This is a genomic window from Streptomyces sp. NPDC037013, from assembly GCF_055607265.1.
The window spans coordinates 952,890-968,940 of record NZ_JBVJRV010000002.1 but is presented as its reverse complement, the minus strand read 5'-3'; the positions used below and the strand labels follow the sequence as shown (position 1 = coordinate 968,940).

The 16,051-nt window shown below is 64.8% G+C and carries 10 protein-coding genes; 3 read left to right on the top strand and 7 right to left on the bottom strand.

Features of this window, described 5'->3' with window-relative positions; genetic code table 11:
* Positions 1 to 93 precede the first annotated feature (93 nt).
* A complete protein-coding gene (locus ACZ7DY_RS09350) occupies positions 94 to 492 on the bottom strand; it encodes a DUF3307 domain-containing protein (protein ID WP_471132060.1) in 399 nt (132 codons plus the stop codon).
* A 565-nt stretch (positions 493 to 1,057) separates the two neighbouring features.
* Here ACZ7DY_RS09350 and ACZ7DY_RS09345 point away from each other — a divergent pair.
* Entirely contained in the window at positions 1,058 to 1,453 is a 396-nt protein-coding gene (locus ACZ7DY_RS09345; protein ID WP_471132057.1) for a GntR family transcriptional regulator, read from the top strand.
* A 216-nt stretch (positions 1,454 to 1,669) separates the two neighbouring features.
* On the opposite strand, the gene ACZ7DY_RS09340 is transcribed toward ACZ7DY_RS09345, so the two are convergent.
* From ACZ7DY_RS09340 to ACZ7DY_RS09315, 6 genes are all read right to left on the bottom strand, one after another.
* A complete protein-coding gene (locus ACZ7DY_RS09340; protein ID WP_471132055.1) occupies positions 1,670 to 2,248 on the bottom strand; it encodes a flavoprotein in 579 nt (192 codons plus the stop codon).
* Positions 2,230 to 3,465 carry a helix-turn-helix domain-containing protein gene (locus tag ACZ7DY_RS09335; RefSeq protein ID WP_471132053.1) on the bottom strand — a complete coding sequence of 412 codons (1,236 nt, stop codon included), beginning with the start codon at positions 3,463 to 3,465 and terminating at the stop codon, positions 2,230 to 2,232. The genes ACZ7DY_RS09340 and ACZ7DY_RS09335 overlap by 19 nt, the downstream gene beginning before the upstream one ends.
* Positions 3,466 to 3,948: 483 nt before the next feature.
* Positions 3,949 to 4,386, bottom strand: a complete 438-nt coding sequence (locus tag ACZ7DY_RS09330; protein WP_471132050.1) for a GNAT family N-acetyltransferase — start codon at positions 4,384 to 4,386, stop codon at positions 3,949 to 3,951.
* Between the two features lie 1,913 nt (positions 4,387 to 6,299).
* Positions 6,300 to 8,873: a Z1 domain-containing protein gene (locus ACZ7DY_RS09325; RefSeq protein WP_471132048.1), complete on the bottom strand. Its 2,574-nt coding sequence runs from the start codon at positions 8,871 to 8,873 to the stop codon at positions 6,300 to 6,302.
* A 300-nt stretch (positions 8,874 to 9,173) separates the two neighbouring features.
* Positions 9,174 to 13,241, bottom strand: coding sequence for a trypsin-like peptidase domain-containing protein (locus tag ACZ7DY_RS09320; RefSeq protein WP_471132046.1), 4,068 nt, complete (start codon positions 13,239 to 13,241; stop codon positions 9,174 to 9,176).
* Positions 13,234 to 13,572, bottom strand: coding sequence for a CU044_2847 family protein (locus ACZ7DY_RS09315; protein WP_471132044.1), 339 nt, complete (start codon positions 13,570 to 13,572; stop codon positions 13,234 to 13,236). The genes ACZ7DY_RS09320 and ACZ7DY_RS09315 overlap by 8 nt, the downstream gene beginning before the upstream one ends.
* 216 nt (positions 13,573 to 13,788) lie before the next feature.
* Here ACZ7DY_RS09315 and ACZ7DY_RS09310 point away from each other — a divergent pair, with 216 nt between their 5' ends.
* Complete coding sequence (locus ACZ7DY_RS09310; protein ID WP_471132041.1) at positions 13,789 to 15,090, top strand: restriction endonuclease; 1,302 nt, start codon at positions 13,789 to 13,791, stop codon at positions 15,088 to 15,090.
* Between the two features lie 170 nt (positions 15,091 to 15,260).
* Positions 15,261 to 16,034, top strand: coding sequence for a thioesterase II family protein (locus ACZ7DY_RS09305; protein WP_471132040.1), 774 nt, complete (start codon positions 15,261 to 15,263; stop codon positions 16,032 to 16,034).
* Positions 16,035 to 16,051 lie beyond the last annotated feature (17 nt).

The window sequence follows — 16,051 nt, the reverse complement described above, 5'->3', positions numbered from 1 at the left end:
TGCGATGAGCGAGCCGCGAATGCGACGGAGGTGCGTGCCCCGGCCGGGGGTCGAACCCGGCCTACGACCATCGGGGCGATTGAGCGGTGTGGGTCAGGACAGACCGGCGATGGCCAGGGCGGCGATGACCAGGGCCGTCAGGTGCGCGGTCTGGTCGACGTGGGCGGCACCGCCGTGCTGGGCGAACCCGGCTTGCCGGGCGAACGCCATCCAGCGGGCCACCGGCCAACGCCGGTCGATGACCGCATGCGTGGTGCCGATCCAGAGAACGCCGGCCGCCACCGCGATCAAGTTCAGGTCCAGATCGAGCACGGCAGCGCCGACCGCGAGCGCGGCCAGAGTCACGCCGACGTGGGTCAGGGCGTGGGAAAGGTTGGCCCGCCATCCGCAGGTGCCCGCCCCGGCCTTGTGCGCGGCCTGGTGGTCCGTCTGGAGCGGGTAATCCGACAGCAGGTGAGCGACGTAGAGCAGGACGAACAGCGATGCGAACACGGGGGCCTTCTCCCTGATCTGTGACGGGCTGGAACGAGTAGCGCGGGAGCGCGGTGCGTGCCCCGGCACGGGAGTCGAACCCGGCCTACGACCATCGGGGCGGACGTTCTGAAAGCGCGTCATCGTCACTGCTCTGACGCCAGCAGGGCGGCGCGCATCAGGTGGCATCCAAGGGGCTGACCTCCACAAATGAAGGGAGGGACCCCAGGGGTGTTCTCCAGAGCTGACGCGCGGACAGGACAGGTTCGCCTGCCACAAAGTGGCCGCCGGCGGTCATCACCCGGACCGTTGCGGGGACGGGGGCTCTCACCCCGTCGACTTGGCACACTGTTCAGTTCTCAACGAACGGACACTCCCGCGAGCGAGGTAACCCCTAGGGCTCCCGTTCGAGGAACGGGACTCGCGACATGCATTCGTGCAGGTCAAGCAGCTACGAGTAGACCGGCGAGCCCGTTTCCGGGCTCTCGCTCCGTCGTGATTTCAGATTGACCCATGTCAATCTGACTGTCAAGCAGTCCCACCGAAGGAATCGGAGATTGACCTAGGTCCGGCTACGCTCGGGGGTATGGATGAGAGCCCCGAAGCGCCCAAGCAGCCGCCGACGGCCAAGGAGATCGCAGCCGAGTACCGCGCGAAGATCACGGACCCTGACAGCGAGTACAAGCCCGGCGACCGGCTCCCCGCCGCCCGTGCGCTTGCCAAGGAACTGCACGTTCAGCTCATGACCGTGCAGAGCGCGTACAGCCAGCTTCGGGACGAAGGGCTTGTGCTCTCCCAGCAGGGCCGTGGCACGTTCGTCCGCGATCCGTCCGCCCCCCTCGGCACCGAACCGGGGAGCAGCCCCGCGTTCACCGCCTTGGCGACTGAACTCAGCGCGATCCATGACGCCCTGCGCGTACTCGGCGAGCGACTGGACCGCCTTGAGCGGATCGTCGGTAGTGAGACTCCACCCTCACCGTGAGTTTGTCGGTGCGCTCCACCAGCCGTTCCACGGTGGCGCGCGCCTCCCTCAAACTCGCTTTGATCAAGGCGAGTTCGGCAGGTGACATGTCTTGCAGCTCGCCGCGCTGCTCGTTGATGCCTGACATGCCAATGAGCATGTGGCCGTGAACGGCAAAGGACCCGGACAGAGTGTCCGGGTCCTTTTACCGTGCAGGTCAGGCAGGTTGACGACCTGTCATTTGATGCTCGCGTCCACTGCGTCCAGTACCGCGCCCCACGGGAGGTCCCGCCCCGCCGGCGCTTCCCTCGGCTCGTACAGCGGCCACACGTCCGGCTCGTCGACGACGCGCACTCCACCGGACCGAAGGGCCTCGATGTGGTGCTTCCACGCTGGATGGCGAGCGTGCGCAGCGTTCACCCGAGGGAAGACGACGACCGGCAGCGCGAGGGTGCCGATCGCCTCGCCCACCTGTGTCAGCGCCTGGTTGTCCATCAGCCCCATGGCCAGCTTGGCCACCGTGTTGGCCGACGCAGGGGCGACCACGAAGCAGTCCACCTGCGGGTGCGGCCGGGCCTCGCCAGGGAGCCGTGGTTCGTCCCGGACGGGGGACCCCGTGGCCTCTTCCAGTCGCTCCACCTCACCGCTGATACGAAGCCACTGCCCGGCGGTCGGCGTGAGCGTCACGGCCACCTGCCATCCGCGCTCAATCGCTGGCTCTACGAGACCGGTCCGCAGCGCCTCTACGCCTCCGGCCGCCGACCCAACGACTCCGAGAACCCCACGCTTGCCTGAACTCACTGCACCGCCTTGCATCGTTGAGCCATCACGAACACTTCGGACGAACGCGAACCGCTGGAAACGGGCGCCTGTTTGATCAGGTCCCGCAGCGTCTCGCGCACCCTCGGATTGTTGCGTACGAGCTGCGGAGACGTCCGCTCAGCCGTCCGCAGCTCAACGAAGGACTCGTCACTTTGCCCGGCCAGCGACAGCGCCCGCGCGTAGTCGATGCGGTGCGAGACGCTGCGCTCTTGCGGCATGTGATCGACGTTGATCCGACCCTTCTCAACCACGTACGAGATGTTGTCCAGGTCCAGCTCGATGGACAAGCGGTGCAGCACCACGTTCGTGGGCCCGAACCCGGTCTGCCAGTAGTTCTCATCGGACCCGAGGTCGTCCGCGAGTTCCTCGGCACGGTCCAGCAGCCCAGTCGCGATGGAGCGGTCCTGGTGGCGAGCAGCCGCTACGGCGGCACGCAGGTGAATCATGCCCAGCAAGCTCAGCGCTGCCGGATCGTGCTCGGTGACTTGCGACGACAACCACGCAGCAGCAGTGTTGCCCAGCTCTAGGGCATCGTCGTACCGGCCATTGGCGAGTAGGGCGTGCGTGCCGGAACGCGCTGCCGACGCGAGCACGAGTGGGTTGTCCGACTCATCAGCGGCTCGCATCGCGCGTTCAGCGGCGAGCCAAGAAATGTCAGACTCGCCGATCTTCGCCAACGTCGTTGCGGCGAGGTGGTGAGTGCGGGCGGACACGGCCCAGCAGTCGCCGCGATCCTCAACGCGCCGTGCCGCTCGCTCCTCCAGTTCCTGCGCGGTCTGGAGCAGCCCCGGAAGGGCCGCGATGACGCTGCCAAGACGGCCGCCCTGGTAGTCGTTCCAGGAGTGCTCTACGCGCACAGCCACGGGAGCCGGTGTCGGAAGCTGCGTCTCAGCCTCGGGACCGAAGAGCAAGCGGGACAGTCGGCGCGGGCTCATGAGGGCGTCGCGCACCGCCGGCACGTCGTCCTGTTGCCGCTCGTCCTCCATGAGCACGGTCTGCCCGAGCAGGTCCCCAAGCGGCACGCGCAGAATGCGCGCCAGCTCGGCGAGCATGTCGATACGGGGAGGCTTCCGCTTCCCTCGTTCGATCTTCGCCAACCAGTCGGTGCTCATGCCGACAAGTCCGGCCAAGACCTCCTGCGTGTGGCCACGACGCCGACGGTAGAACGCGATCCGCTCGCCGATGCTGAGGTGATCTCCAAGACCACGCATTGCGTCTTGCCTCCTACTGGTGGTGAGGGGCCAGGTTCACGGTACAGAGCTGGTGATGGGGCTGGTAGCGGGCATCGACCTCTGCCCGCCTCGGTACCAGGGTGAGGGGCCCGGAACAGAGAGACCCGGACAGAGTGTCCGGGTCTCTGAACTCGCGTTTCCTGGGGTTTGGCTGGACCGCCTGTGGGCCGTCCGACAGGGACCGGCAACCACCAACAACGACCAATGACCACCGCTCCGCCGCAGCTCCGAGCCAACCGCTCAGGAATACCAGGGGCACCTGCGCGTGCTCGGCCAAGAGAAGCCCGTATTCCTGCCGCAGTAGCGGAGTATCGCCCGTCCAGTGTCATCGCCAAGAGCGGCTCAGCTCGGCTCCGGACAGGGGTGTCCGAGCTGTCCGACTGTCCGGTTATGGTCCTGACCTGCAAGAACACCCCGGACAGCTAGAACGGTAGCTGTCCGGGGTGTCCGGCCTGATGACCCTCAGATGTCCGTTAGGACCCGAGGGCGCAGGTAAGACCGGTTCCCGATATCAAGGTGTCCGCACGACTTACCCCTGTTGGTGAAGGCCGCACCGGTCTCCCGCGCCATGGCCGGGAAGAACTGTTGCGCCTCAGGCGACTGGCCCGAAGTAACCCAGTCGTAGCCCGGGCTTTCCTTCAAGGCCCACAGCACAAGCCGTCGCCCGAGGCCCTGACGCTGCCAATCATCGTTGATCGAGATTTTCGCGATCATCCCGAACCGGCAGTCGTGGCAGACGTTCCAGATCAGGATCGCGTGATCGAGCCCGCCCCGATCACACACCTGGATCACCTTGCAGTCCGTACGCGCGCTGTTCGTGTAGTACAGGAAGAGCTTCTCTTCCCTCGGGTGGCGCACCTTGGTCCACCACCATTGGAACTCGCTGACGCCTTCCGGCATTTGACCTCCATCGACCTGGTGAAGCAACCGTAAGAGTCACTACTGACAGCGGAGCACGACGGTCGAGGTAGTTCCCGAAGCCTGAGGGTTACAGCGCCACAACCGGTACACAATGCCAAGCATGGACTCGGGTGTGCAGCACCGATCGGCGCAGCTACAAGTGTCCCCGGTGCGGCTGTTAGTGCTGGTGGTTCCATAGGGGCAGCAGTGGTTACTGAGCGGAAGCAGATACATGCGCCACACGGAAATCGACACCGCCATACGTCGCCACGCTTACGCCAGCCTGCCGCCACAAGCACTAAGCATCCGATGAAGTCGACTTATTGATCGGGGGCCAATGATTGTGAATGACTGGTCGGCGATATCCGCCATTTCGTCCTCCGTGCTGGCGTTGGCGGCAATCGCGATAGCAGTACGGGCTCATCAGACGGAGCATCGGCGGTCCCGGTTTGAGACCGCCCGGAGCCTGCTCCAAGAGCTCAATTCTGGCGAGACGGTGGCTGTTCGTCACAGCATGGCGCGACTCCATTACGGCCATCAACACGGCATGACTCCAGATTTGAGCGATGCAAATACGATGCGGCTGCATTTCGCTGCTTATTACACGATGCTGTGGTGCTTCGAACGTGTTGAAGCTGGGCGGACTTCACTCGCTTCCGGCCGCCTTGGTACTGGCCGTGATCCAGTCATCGAATACTTAGACAGTCGACTGGCATGGCATGTTGCCGAGTTCGCCTGCGCGTTCCCAAAGGCACGCGCGCAACTGGCGACAACGGCGTTCGACGGGAAAGTCAGGGACAGGGATTCAGTTGGGGGATTCATCCGCTTGCTGTCCGCACTCCAGGATCGTGGGCTGGTCAACCAGATGTTTACGTCGGACTCCTGTCCGGGGAGTGGGATCTGCCCGTGTGAATGTCATCAATGACCGGTCGAATCGTCATGAACAGCGCTCGTTTCACCAGAGCAACCGCGTCCAACCAGGGGCACTGTCAAGCAAAGATCCGCTAGCGTCTCGTGATCCCGTTAGCGTCACCTCTGTGACTCGCAAAAGCACTGCCCAGCGGGACGGCAGCAGGCGGACACACAAGCAGCTGCAACACCCGGGGTGTTGCAGCCCGTCGGCGGAGCCGACTCCCGAAGGGCGTAGGAGCCGGAGGCGACTTCCTCATTTGCCCCGCCTCTGGACTCCTCGCGACACACCTCCGACACACTCTGTGTCGCGGCACACCCTGGGCCAGGCTCCGCCGCAGGTCAGCGAGGGTCCGCAGACCCAATCCGGCATTCACTCCGGAGCCGTGTGCGCAGGTTCGAATCCTGCCGGGGGCACACTGTGCAAGTGTGTCCAAGACCCCGTCACCAGCGGAAACGCTGAGGCCGGGGTCTTCGCGTATGTGCAGTCGCGGCTCCGCGGACTTTTTGTGGACAGGACCTTGGAGCGTTGCCCGGCCCCACCTTTCAGTCGAGGCCCGCCGTCCGACCACTCCTCAGGAGGGCACGGCGGCTCAGGCCCGAGGTCGCCCCGCCCGAGGCAGACCCAAGTACGAGCACGTCGGCTAATCCAACGCCCCCAAGCCGCGAGAGTCAGCATGGAGCCATCCATCCGTTGAAGGCGAAGCGAACGGGATTGGCGTAGGGGTTAGTGGAGCCTCCCCAATCCTATTTCTGTGGAAGATATGAGCAGTATCGTCGATCTCCTTGAGGGGGCGAGGCAGTTTCGCTCAAGCATGGAGGGCACGAGAGGGAACTCGCCTCGAGTACTTTGCCTGGGCGCGGAGCTCGGCGGCATTACTTGATCCCTAGAGCCATGCCCTCGGTCGATACGGCACTCTCTTCACACCGTTCGGCTAGCGGCAGTCCTCTGCGCACAGCCCGTCCGGGAGTCGCCCCCGACCGCTGGAGTGACGCGTTACAGGCTAAATTTCCTCGTTGTCAAGGAAGCTGTAATCCTCGTCCTCGATGGGAACCTTGGACAAGTTGGCAGAGACGTAACTCTCCACGGATGAATCACCACCCGAAGGTACGGGGAAAACCAGTGCGACGCCGATGACATGCTCTTCTGCGTCCAGGGCGACGCGTTCTTTTCCCGTTCGCACCGAGGAGGACGCCGGTCGCTCTCTGGAGGGAGGCTCAGATGTCTTGTCGATGGGGTACAGGACGAGCAGCCCGTTGTTGGGCTGTTGGGATCTGCGCTGCTGCCTGTAGTCCCTCTCGGTCCAGGTAGTTTGGTAACCCTCCAGATCTACGGCGGCGTCCCGAGGGCTCATCAAAGTCTTGATGTCCGCAGGACCGGAGACATTCAGACGTGATCGAACGGTGCGCCCCACGGTCACCCCGGGAGCAAAAGTGAAGTCGTTACCCGGGCGGCCTTGAGGCGTGCCCACGATGGCGACATTCCACCGCCGCAGCGAGCCGGCCGCTGCCACTCGCTTATTGATGTAGCCAACGATCAGTTCCGAGGTGTGCAGAGACTCCTCGTGGAATTGGTAGCTGGTCAGGAAATGCGTAACGGCCTCGTGCGGTACATCGTGGAAGACGTACCGTCCCTCCTCGGGGCGCTCGTCGATCTTGGGGGAATTTGAGGCGGCTTTCACGACCAGGGCACGGGCCGCCTCAAGATTCGTGTTCAGCCAGTCGGCGTCGGTGTGGAAGTAGTGGGTCTGAATACGCTGACCTCCGTACGAAGATGCTGCCGTAACGGCGTCGCGCATCTTGGCAGCTGCCGTCACCCGCAAAGCCGGGTGCGTGCGCAGACGCACGGCGAAGGTCAGGGGGGTTTCATTCTCAGTCATATAAACGTCAATGTCGCGCCGCATCTCCGCCTCGACCGTGGCCAGATGGCGAAACCACTTGGCCAACTCATCGGTCATCCAGATGCGGGGCAGGTCGGCATAGCCGTTGCGGAAGCCGAACCAGCGCCCCATCTGCAACAACGTGTCATAGGCAGACACGGCGCGTACAAAGTAACTGACCGAGAGACCCTCCAGAGTGAGGCCCCGGGACAAGGTGTTACCGCCGACCGCGATGGCTACCACGGGGCCATTCTCATAGTCGAGACGGTCCTCGCTGGTGGAGTTGTCCATCACGATCCGACAGTGATCGATTACACCCGGCAAATGGGCCAACAGCTCTTCGAACTCCACCTTCCGTTCCCCGAAGTCTTCGGCCGGAACGCGGACTGTCTCCTCCTCCCACAGCTCCCGAAGCCCAGCCAAATACTCCTTGTTGTTCAGCAGATCAACCGCACGTTCACGCATCTGCTCGAGCGGCTTCTTGAAGCTCTTGTGCACAGCAGTGTTGACGCTGGTGTGAATCAGCATCGTGTTGTGCGGATTACCGATTCCGCGCACTCGTCGGGCGGCGGTGGCCAGCCAGAAGTACTTCACTGCTCGGCGCAGCGTGACAGTTAGTACGGGTTCGAAGCCTTCGGCGTCAGCTCTTCTCACGGGACGCACGCAGAGCACATCATCATCCGGCACCGAACGGATCATGTCGTATCCATCGTCCACCTCGTCAGGTCCATCGCCGTCGAGCGCGTATCGTCCGAATAGGACCTCGGTGCCGAAGTGATGGTCAGGCTTAGGAAGACTGACGATGAAGTCCCGCGGGTAAAGATCCGCTGCACTGGGGTCGATGAGAAGGTTCGCGAAGGGGGAGGCCGTGTATCCGACGTATGCTGACCGCGGCAGGCTTTTCGTTATGCCCATGATCAACGGATTGATTGACTTCGTTGCGACGGTGGCCTGGTCGGCCTCGTCGTCAATGATCAGTGCAGGACAGTCCTCTAGATAGTCAGATGCCTTCTCCAACCACCGGACGAGCTTGCGCAGTACCGTCGCATTCTTCTTCACCACGCACAGCACGCGGGTCTTGTTGCTCTTCCCGAAGTAGGAGGCTGGATTCTCCTGCGGAGTGAAGTCCTTGGCCGATCCCGTCAATTGGGACCACATTGAGGGGTTGGGCTCAACAAGCTGCTGGACCAGCCTCGCCTGAGTCTGGCGGCGCAGGCCATTGTGAATTCCAGCCAGAACGATGAACAATTTGTACCCGCGGTCAGCGGCCTTTGCCATGACCGAAGTGAAATTGGTCGTCTTGCCGGACTGCACATGACCCACCACTAGACCGCGGGTGGAGAACGCACGCTCCTTGGGGTGGTTCAGCAATGAGACGACACGGTTGGAGGAAGCGTCAAGATGAGTGATCGCAGGATCCGGCCAGCCGTCCTTGCGCAGTCGGTCCACGACCGCAGGCCAGCACTTGTCCTTGGCCTGCGGACCGGTGTACCACGTATATCGATTGCCGAGGACGATCGTACGCGGTTCCTCCCGCTCCCGGATTCGGATGGTCTGCTGCTCGTGTCGCTCACGGATCTGCTGGACAATTTCCGAGCTGATGCCGAACTGCTCCAGCCGCTTGACGGATTCTGAAGGAGGGAAAGCATCCAGGAGAGCCCTGAACGTCTCATACATATCGTCGAATTCATCTGTCATGTGAGTCGACCGTTCCCCCCGCTCTCATCCGCCTCATCCGGCCCGTTCACACGGGGCTCGGCTCTCGAATTTGTGCTGCCGTTGCTGCACCACGCGCCGAGGACGCGCACGCGTTCGCCTTGGTATGCCGTGCTCTGCAGCTTAGTTGGTCCTTCATGGTGCCCGGTGTCAGTCGTATACACAGGGTCTCGCACTCCTACGGCACGCTCCAGCCGGCCCTGCGTGTGGGTAAGCCGGCATACGACACGAGTCGGCAGGCCTCACCTGTCGAGAGATTGGAGATCGCCACGAAACCCCCATTCAGCGCAGATCCAGGGCCAGAAGCCCGTCGGTAAGGCCGGTGAATACACGGCGGCCGTGAGGAGCGAGGGACCGGACGGGTGAGCGAACCGGAATAACCTCGGTGGCGTGGGCCAGCTCCGGGTCCCACAGACGGACCGTACGATCATCACCGGCGGACACGAGAACCGTACGGGTATCCAGGACCACGGCACACACCGCACTCACTCCGGCGGTGTGTCCCTCGAGGCTGGCCACGGTTTCGCCGGTGCTCGGGTTCCATAGGCGCACCGTGCGGTCCTCGGCGGCAGTGGCCAACAGGGTGCGTCCCCGCACCGTCATCACGCACATCCCACGCACCCAGTCAGTGTGACCGGTCAGACGGTGCGCCACAGTCGTGCTCTCGATGTCCCACAAGGCCACGGCATAGTCGTCCCAGGCCGTGGCGAGATACGCCCGCTCGTCCACCATGACGGAGCACAGACCCAACACAGCCCGTTCTCGTTCGGCCGGCAGGACATGCACGATTTCGCCGCTGCGTGGGTCGTGCATACGAACGACCCCATTGTCGTCCGCGGCCGCCAATAGGGTGCGCCCACCCGTCGCCACCGAGCTCAGGGCCCTGACCGACCAATCGCCGACCTCCAGGACGCGCACGTCCCCACCTGTGTCTGGATCTGAGAGTCGGATCGAACGGTCACTGTCCACTGAAGCCAACAGACTGCGCCCATCCACGTCGATGGTGCACAACGCGGAGACAGTGCCGATGCGGGTCTTGAACGTGTGGCGGGTCTCTCCGTTTCGCGAGTCCCACAGACGCAATGTGTCCCCGTGCCCGAGGGTCGCCAGCAGGACTCCGTACGTCCCTTCGATGGGGCACAGGGCCTCGACCGGTTCCAGGGACTCGACCACTGTCACCTGACCCGGGGCTCCCGTGTCCCACAGACGGACCGTATTGTCATTGCCGGCCGACACCAACAACGCATGCCCCTCCGACATTACTGCGCACACATCCTGCACGACATCAGTGTGTCCCTCCAGCACACGTACCGAATCGCCGGTCAGGGCATCCTGCAGGTAGATGAGCCTGTCGTTGCCAACCGAAGCCAGTAGGGTTCGCCCCTCCACCTCTACCGGACACAGTGTGGTGATCGGGCCGTCTGCACCCTCAAGCGTGCACACCGGCATACCGGCCACGTCCTGCACGTATACCAGCCCATCGATGCGCGCCGACGCCAACAGGGTCCGCCCGTCCATGTCGACCGTGCACAACGCGGTGATCCAGTCGGAGCCGTCCTCAAGGGCCCGGACGACGTCCCCCGTCCCTGGATCCCACAGTCGAATCGCGCCGTCGTTGCCTGCACTGGCCAACAGGACGCCCTGCCCGGTGGGCAACGGACACAACGCCCTGACCGCACCCGCATGAGCCTCCAAGACCCGCACTCCCTCGCCGGTCTCCGGGTCCCACAACCGCACGGTGCCGTCATTGCCCGCACTGGCCAACAGGGTCCGCCCATCCACGTCGATCGTGCACAGCGCAGTGATCCAGCCGACGTGGCCCTCAACGGCGCGTCGCGCGTCGCCGGTGTCCGGGTTCCACAGCCGAACGATGCCGTCGTTGCCTGCACTGGCCAACAGGACGCCCTGCCTGGTGGGCAACGGACACAACGCCCTGACCGCACCCGCATGAGCCTCCAAGACCCGCACTCCCTCGCCGGTCTCCGGGTCCCACAACCGCACGGTGCCGTCATTGCCCGCACTGGCCAGCACGACGCGGCCCTCCGCTGCAATCACGCAGACCGCGTTGACCCAGTCAGTGTGCCCCTCCAAAACGATCTCCTCCGTGTGAGGCGCCCCAACGGCCCACACGGCTCGATAAGGCGCCGGCACGGCACTGTCGCGATAGCTGCGTCCCAAGTGCTCACGTGCCTCGGTCACGCTGAAGAGCGCTACCCGATCCGCCGCCGATGCGTCCAACGCCTGAGGAGTTGTCCGCAGCAAACGGCCACGGGCACGCGCCGCCGCCGAAGCTGCCGTCTTCACTGCAGGAACGAGACGGCGCAGATCAGCATGGAGGGGGTATCCCTCGTCCTCCAGCAACTCGTCGAGAAGTCCCCCACGTACTGCATGACGCGGCAAAGAACGCAGTAGGTATTCGGGCGCATTGTGCCAACCGGACGACACCAGGCCCATCAGTGCTCTGGCGATGCGGCCCTCATCATCGGCGAGAGCTCCCGCGGCCGCCCGATCGCCAAGTAGCGCCTCGTTCAACGCCTGGTGGAACAGTCGAAAGCTACCGGTGACGGCATCGGGATCACTCGACTCCACCAAAAAACTGGCAGCGGACGTGCGGGCGAACTTGCTCAGTTCCCGCAGAGTAGGAGCAGACCCGTTCACCGCCTCGATCGTCGTATGCCACAAATCCACACTAAGCCCCGGGGAATCCGCATAGGCCAACGCGGTGAGTACGTCCGGCGCAGGCACCCCCTCCACATCCGGCAGACGGGCGAGGTAGTCGCGCAATGCCGCATCAACGGTCGTGGTGAACCGCAGCTCCGCAATGTCCACGGGGTGCTGATCGTGCAGGCCGTGGGTCCGCGCCACCAGACCCGCGATCAGGAAATTGCCCTGGGCCATCTCGGCGACCCGGTCAGCCACGGGCTTGGCGACTGCCCCGTCCGCGTAGGGACTGTCGCGTCGCTCGTCGCCCGACAACTGCAGCGTCGCCAACGCGTACCGAGCCAGATCCTCTTGTGCGAAGTAGTCGGGATCGTCGAGGTCGACGATCCGAAGTGCAGTCTGGAACGGTGCCAGGAGGTCGCCGCGGTCGTCGGTGCGTCTACTCCCGACGACGACCCGAACTCCGAGATCGGCGCAGGTCTCTGCCGTCGCGACGGCAATGTGCCGCATGATTGCCCGTGCATCGGCCGGCGTACGGGCCTCGTCCAAGGCATCGATGATGATCGAGAAACGGCTCGATACGCCATTTTCCAGGGCTCCCCGCAGCAAAGTGGGTAGTTGCTCGACCTCATCGGGGCGAGGTGCACAGGCCGCGGTGGCGATTTCCCGCGCCACTTCCAATGCCGTCTTGTGCCGGGCGTGCACCGCACAAGCCACCGTGCCGATCGGCGCGCGCTCCGCGTCGTCGTCGACCGGTAGCAGCGAGGCGATCTCCGGGTCGGCGGTGGTGACGATCCGTCCCAACACCGCCGACTTGCCCACACCTGGGGAGCCAGTGACGAGCAGGACTTGGCGATGGTCGTATGCCGAATCGGTGATCCACTCGACGATGACCTTCAACGCTGCAGTTCGGCCGCAAAAGCGGAACCCCCGCTCAGCATCCGAGCCCACTCCTCGGGCCCTGGGGTGCCAATGCTTCCCCGATTCCGGATCGTTGGACAGGGTCCAGCCCCATGCGGACAGAGCGACGTCGCCGGCGTCCTCGGTGGACCAGTCAGTGAGCAAGTGGAGCTGCTGATCCGGCAGACAAACATCGACGGCCCGCATGGTGACGGCCCGTGCATAGCCGTCCCTTCTTCGCCCTTGAGCAACCAGCCCGACCACGGCCCCATAGTCAGCCGACCAGAGAGCACCGCCGCTGTAGCCGCCCTGAACGCCGTCGCCCACACGGTTGTCCAACCGCACCCAGCCGTAGCCGAGGGATTCTCCGATCAGTCCGCCCGACGAGTCGCCCAGGATCCCGTCCGGAAAACCGAAGGCCCACCACCGCTTGTCCACCAACTCCCTCGATGGTGGACGGAGCAGAGGAGCGGCATACTCCGCGGATACCGACTCCTCGAGCACGAGGACTGCGACGTCCTGCCGGTCTTGAAGTTCTGCTGTGGGAGCCACGACCTCGCGCACCTTGATCCGTCGGTTCATCAGCTCCTCGGCCTTCGGGAACGCGACCCACAGTTCCGGACACACGACCGAGCCGGTGTGCACCACGTGCGCGCACGTCAGCACCCGGCGAGCGTCGATGAGGAACCCCGCGCCGCGGGGATTGGTATCTCCCTCGCTGAGGTGAACGGCCGTGACCCAGGTATCCGACGCGGGGCTCAGTCCGTGTCGGAGAGCAGCGTCATTCACTCAGGGTCTCTCCGCCCTCGCCTCCATCCGGCTCCGAGCCAGACCGCCAGGTCAGCTTCACACCGAAGTTCGCCTCCGTGGCAGCCTTGGCGACCAGCCAGTTCGCAGACCCATTGACCTTGATGCCAAAGGTCACCTCGACTTCATCGGGACGCAGACACACGAGTTGATCCAGTACTGTGCGTGCGGCCTCCACGGCCGGGCGAACCGAGTCCTGAACACGATTCAGCACAGGGCCCGTACCGACCGGTTGCCAATCGTCCGTCGGCTCGATCTCGAACTGGACCAGCGTCTTCGAGTCGAGCTCGTACGACACCACCTGGGACGTCACTCGTTCCCCCCTTGCCTCCATCGCGTTCCAAGACGGTACCGGCAAAGGCCGCCCGCGACGACGAGGGGTGGGCATCTACAGCGTCTGCCGTTTCTGCGACGCACTCGGCCGCACCAGCGGGTCGGCAGGGGCGTTCACGTCACGGTCCGCCTTTTCTGGGCACCCGGTTCCCTCCGTGAAAGGATCACACTCTCGCAAGGCATGGGGAGGGGTGTCATGGGTGAGATGCTGCGGGTCGGACAGGTGCTGCGCTATGCGAGTGCCAAGGATCCGAGTGACGCTGTGCTCGACGGATACGCGAACTTCCACTACGTCACGGACGCCCCAGGTCACAAGAAGGCGCTGCTCGAGGCAGGCATCAATGGCATGGCCAAGGTCACGGCAGACGGAAGGCAGCGTCGGCCGGCGATCCTGATCCGCTCCAGCCCATGGAAGGCCGGCAGCGAGCAGACTCCTTGGCACGACGTGTTCGACCTCGACAACGGCCACGTTCGGTACTTCGGGGACCACAAAGCCGGGATCACGAAGCCCCCGGGGACCACCACCGGGAACGCCGCACTCCTGGGTGCCTTCGATGAACACCAGGCTCCGACACCCGAAGCCCGCGCCGGCGCGGCCCCGTTGTTGTTGTTTCGTGCGGTGTCGCGTGACGGCAGGGTCAAGGGCTTCGTGGAGTTCTGCGGGGTCGGAGTCATAGAGCGTGCCGAGCGGATCGTTCAATGGGCAGGTCACGAGCACACCACGTTCACCAACTACGTGTACGACGTCGCCGTCATCGACCTGACCGCCGAGAACGATCAGGTCGATTGGGACTGGATCACAGCTCGCCGCTCCGCGACGGTTTCCGACCAAGAGGCGCTCGCCAAGGCCCCCCGCGCCTGGCGCGAGTGGGTCAAGCGAGGTCACTCGGCACTCCCCCGAGTTCGACGGCGCGTCGCTCGCGCACGCATCACCAAGGTGCGTGAGCAGCGTCCGCCGGCCGGAAGCATGCGCTACGAGGACCTCCAGCTCATCTACCGACAGTTCGACGGACGCAAGCACGACTTCGAAGCCGTTGCTTCCGCGGTCGCTGCTCGCGTACTCAGGGGGGCCGGTCACACCTACCGCGAGGGTTGGATCACCCGACGATCAGGGGACGGGGGAGCAGACTTCGTCGGGCGCATCGACCTGGGCGCAGGCCTTGCCGGTACCAGCCTCGTCGTCCTGGGCCAGGCCAAGTGCATCCGCCCGGACAGCCTCATATCCGCGGAACAGATCGCACGAGTCGTTGCCCGCCTGCGCCGCGGCTGGATCGGCGTCTACGTCACCACCGGGTCCTTCTCGGAGCCCGCTCAGCTCGAGATGGTGGAGGACCAGTATCCCGTCGTCCTGATCAGTGGGTCGGACCTGGCCCGTGAGTTGCGCAGCATGGCCCGCGACGATCACGGCGGCGACCTCGCCGCATGCCTGAACCACATCCTCTACGCGCAAGGCGTGCCGATCACCAGCCGGCGCCCCGAGGAAATCCTTTTGGAGTGAAGGGCACCCGGCTCACGTCTGCCCGAGTGATGAACTCACGGGTACGGAGCAGAGTCGGTCCCGTGGCGTGAATCCTGACGTGGCGGGGCTGGGTGGTGTTCCGTGGGGTGGGGGTGGGCTGGTGGGGGGTGGGGGTTTGGGGGCGTGTTGGATGGGGGTGGTGTTGTTCTGTGGGGAAGGGGTTGCATGTGGGTGAGTGGGTGCGGGGGTTTCATCCTGCGGGTGAGGCTGGGGTGCGGATGGTGTGTTTTCCGCATGCGGGGGGTTCGGCCAGTTCCTACCATGCGTGGTCGGCTGCCGTCTCCGGGGTCGTGGATCCGCTGGTGGTGCAGTATCCCGGGCGTCGGGAGCGGTTCAGTGAGCCGTTCGCCGAGCGGGCCGACGATGTGGTCGACGCCGTGCTCGCCGAGTTGCCGGGGTGGCGGGACGGTGTGCCGACGGCGTTGTTCGGGCACAGCATGGGGGCGGTGCTCGCCTTCGAGACCGCGCGGCGCATGGCCGGTGCGGGGCGTCCTCCCGTGGCCCTGTTCGTCTCCGGCCGGCAGGCGCCCACCTTGCCCGCCGTCGAGCGTCGGCCGGTGCGGGAGATGTCGGACCGTGAACTCGTCGACGAGATGCGGAAGTTGTCCGGTACCGCCGACGAACTCCTCGCCCACCCCGAGCTGCTGCCGATCATCCTGCCACCCATGCGCGCCGACTATCAGCTTCTGGACGAGCACGTCCACCGTGCCGGGCCGCCGCTGGACTGTCCGATCGTCGCGCTGGCCGGGGACGCCGACCCGCGCGTCACGGTGGAGGGCGTGCGGGGCTGGGAGAGCGAGACCCGGGGCGGCTTCTCCTGCCATGTGCTCGCCGGCGGGCACTTCTTCCTCGACGATCATCTGCCGTACGTCACCGAGCTCGTGGCCGCCTCGCTGCGGGGCCGGGGCGCCGTCGCGCCCTGACCCCGCGCGCCGGGTCC

Bases quoted from the DNA above. Each gene is read 5' to 3' on its own strand.
- ACZ7DY_RS09325 (WP_471132048.1), bottom strand. From the start codon at position 8,873: ATGACAGATGAATTCGACGATATGTATGAGACGTTCAGGGCTCTCCTG.
- ACZ7DY_RS09340 (WP_471132055.1), bottom strand. From the start codon at position 2,248: ATGCAAGGCGGTGCAGTGAGTTCAGGCAAGCGTGGGGTTCTCGGAGTC.
- ACZ7DY_RS09310 (WP_471132041.1), top strand. From the start codon at position 13,789: ATGGGTGAGATGCTGCGGGTCGGACAGGTGCTGCGCTATGCGAGTGCC.
- ACZ7DY_RS09330 (WP_471132050.1), bottom strand. From the start codon at position 4,386: ATGCCGGAAGGCGTCAGCGAGTTCCAATGGTGGTGGACCAAGGTGCGC.
- ACZ7DY_RS09345 (WP_471132057.1), top strand. From the start codon at position 1,058: ATGGATGAGAGCCCCGAAGCGCCCAAGCAGCCGCCGACGGCCAAGGAG.
- ACZ7DY_RS09335 (WP_471132053.1), bottom strand. From the start codon at position 3,465: ATGCGTGGTCTTGGAGATCACCTCAGCATCGGCGAGCGGATCGCGTTC.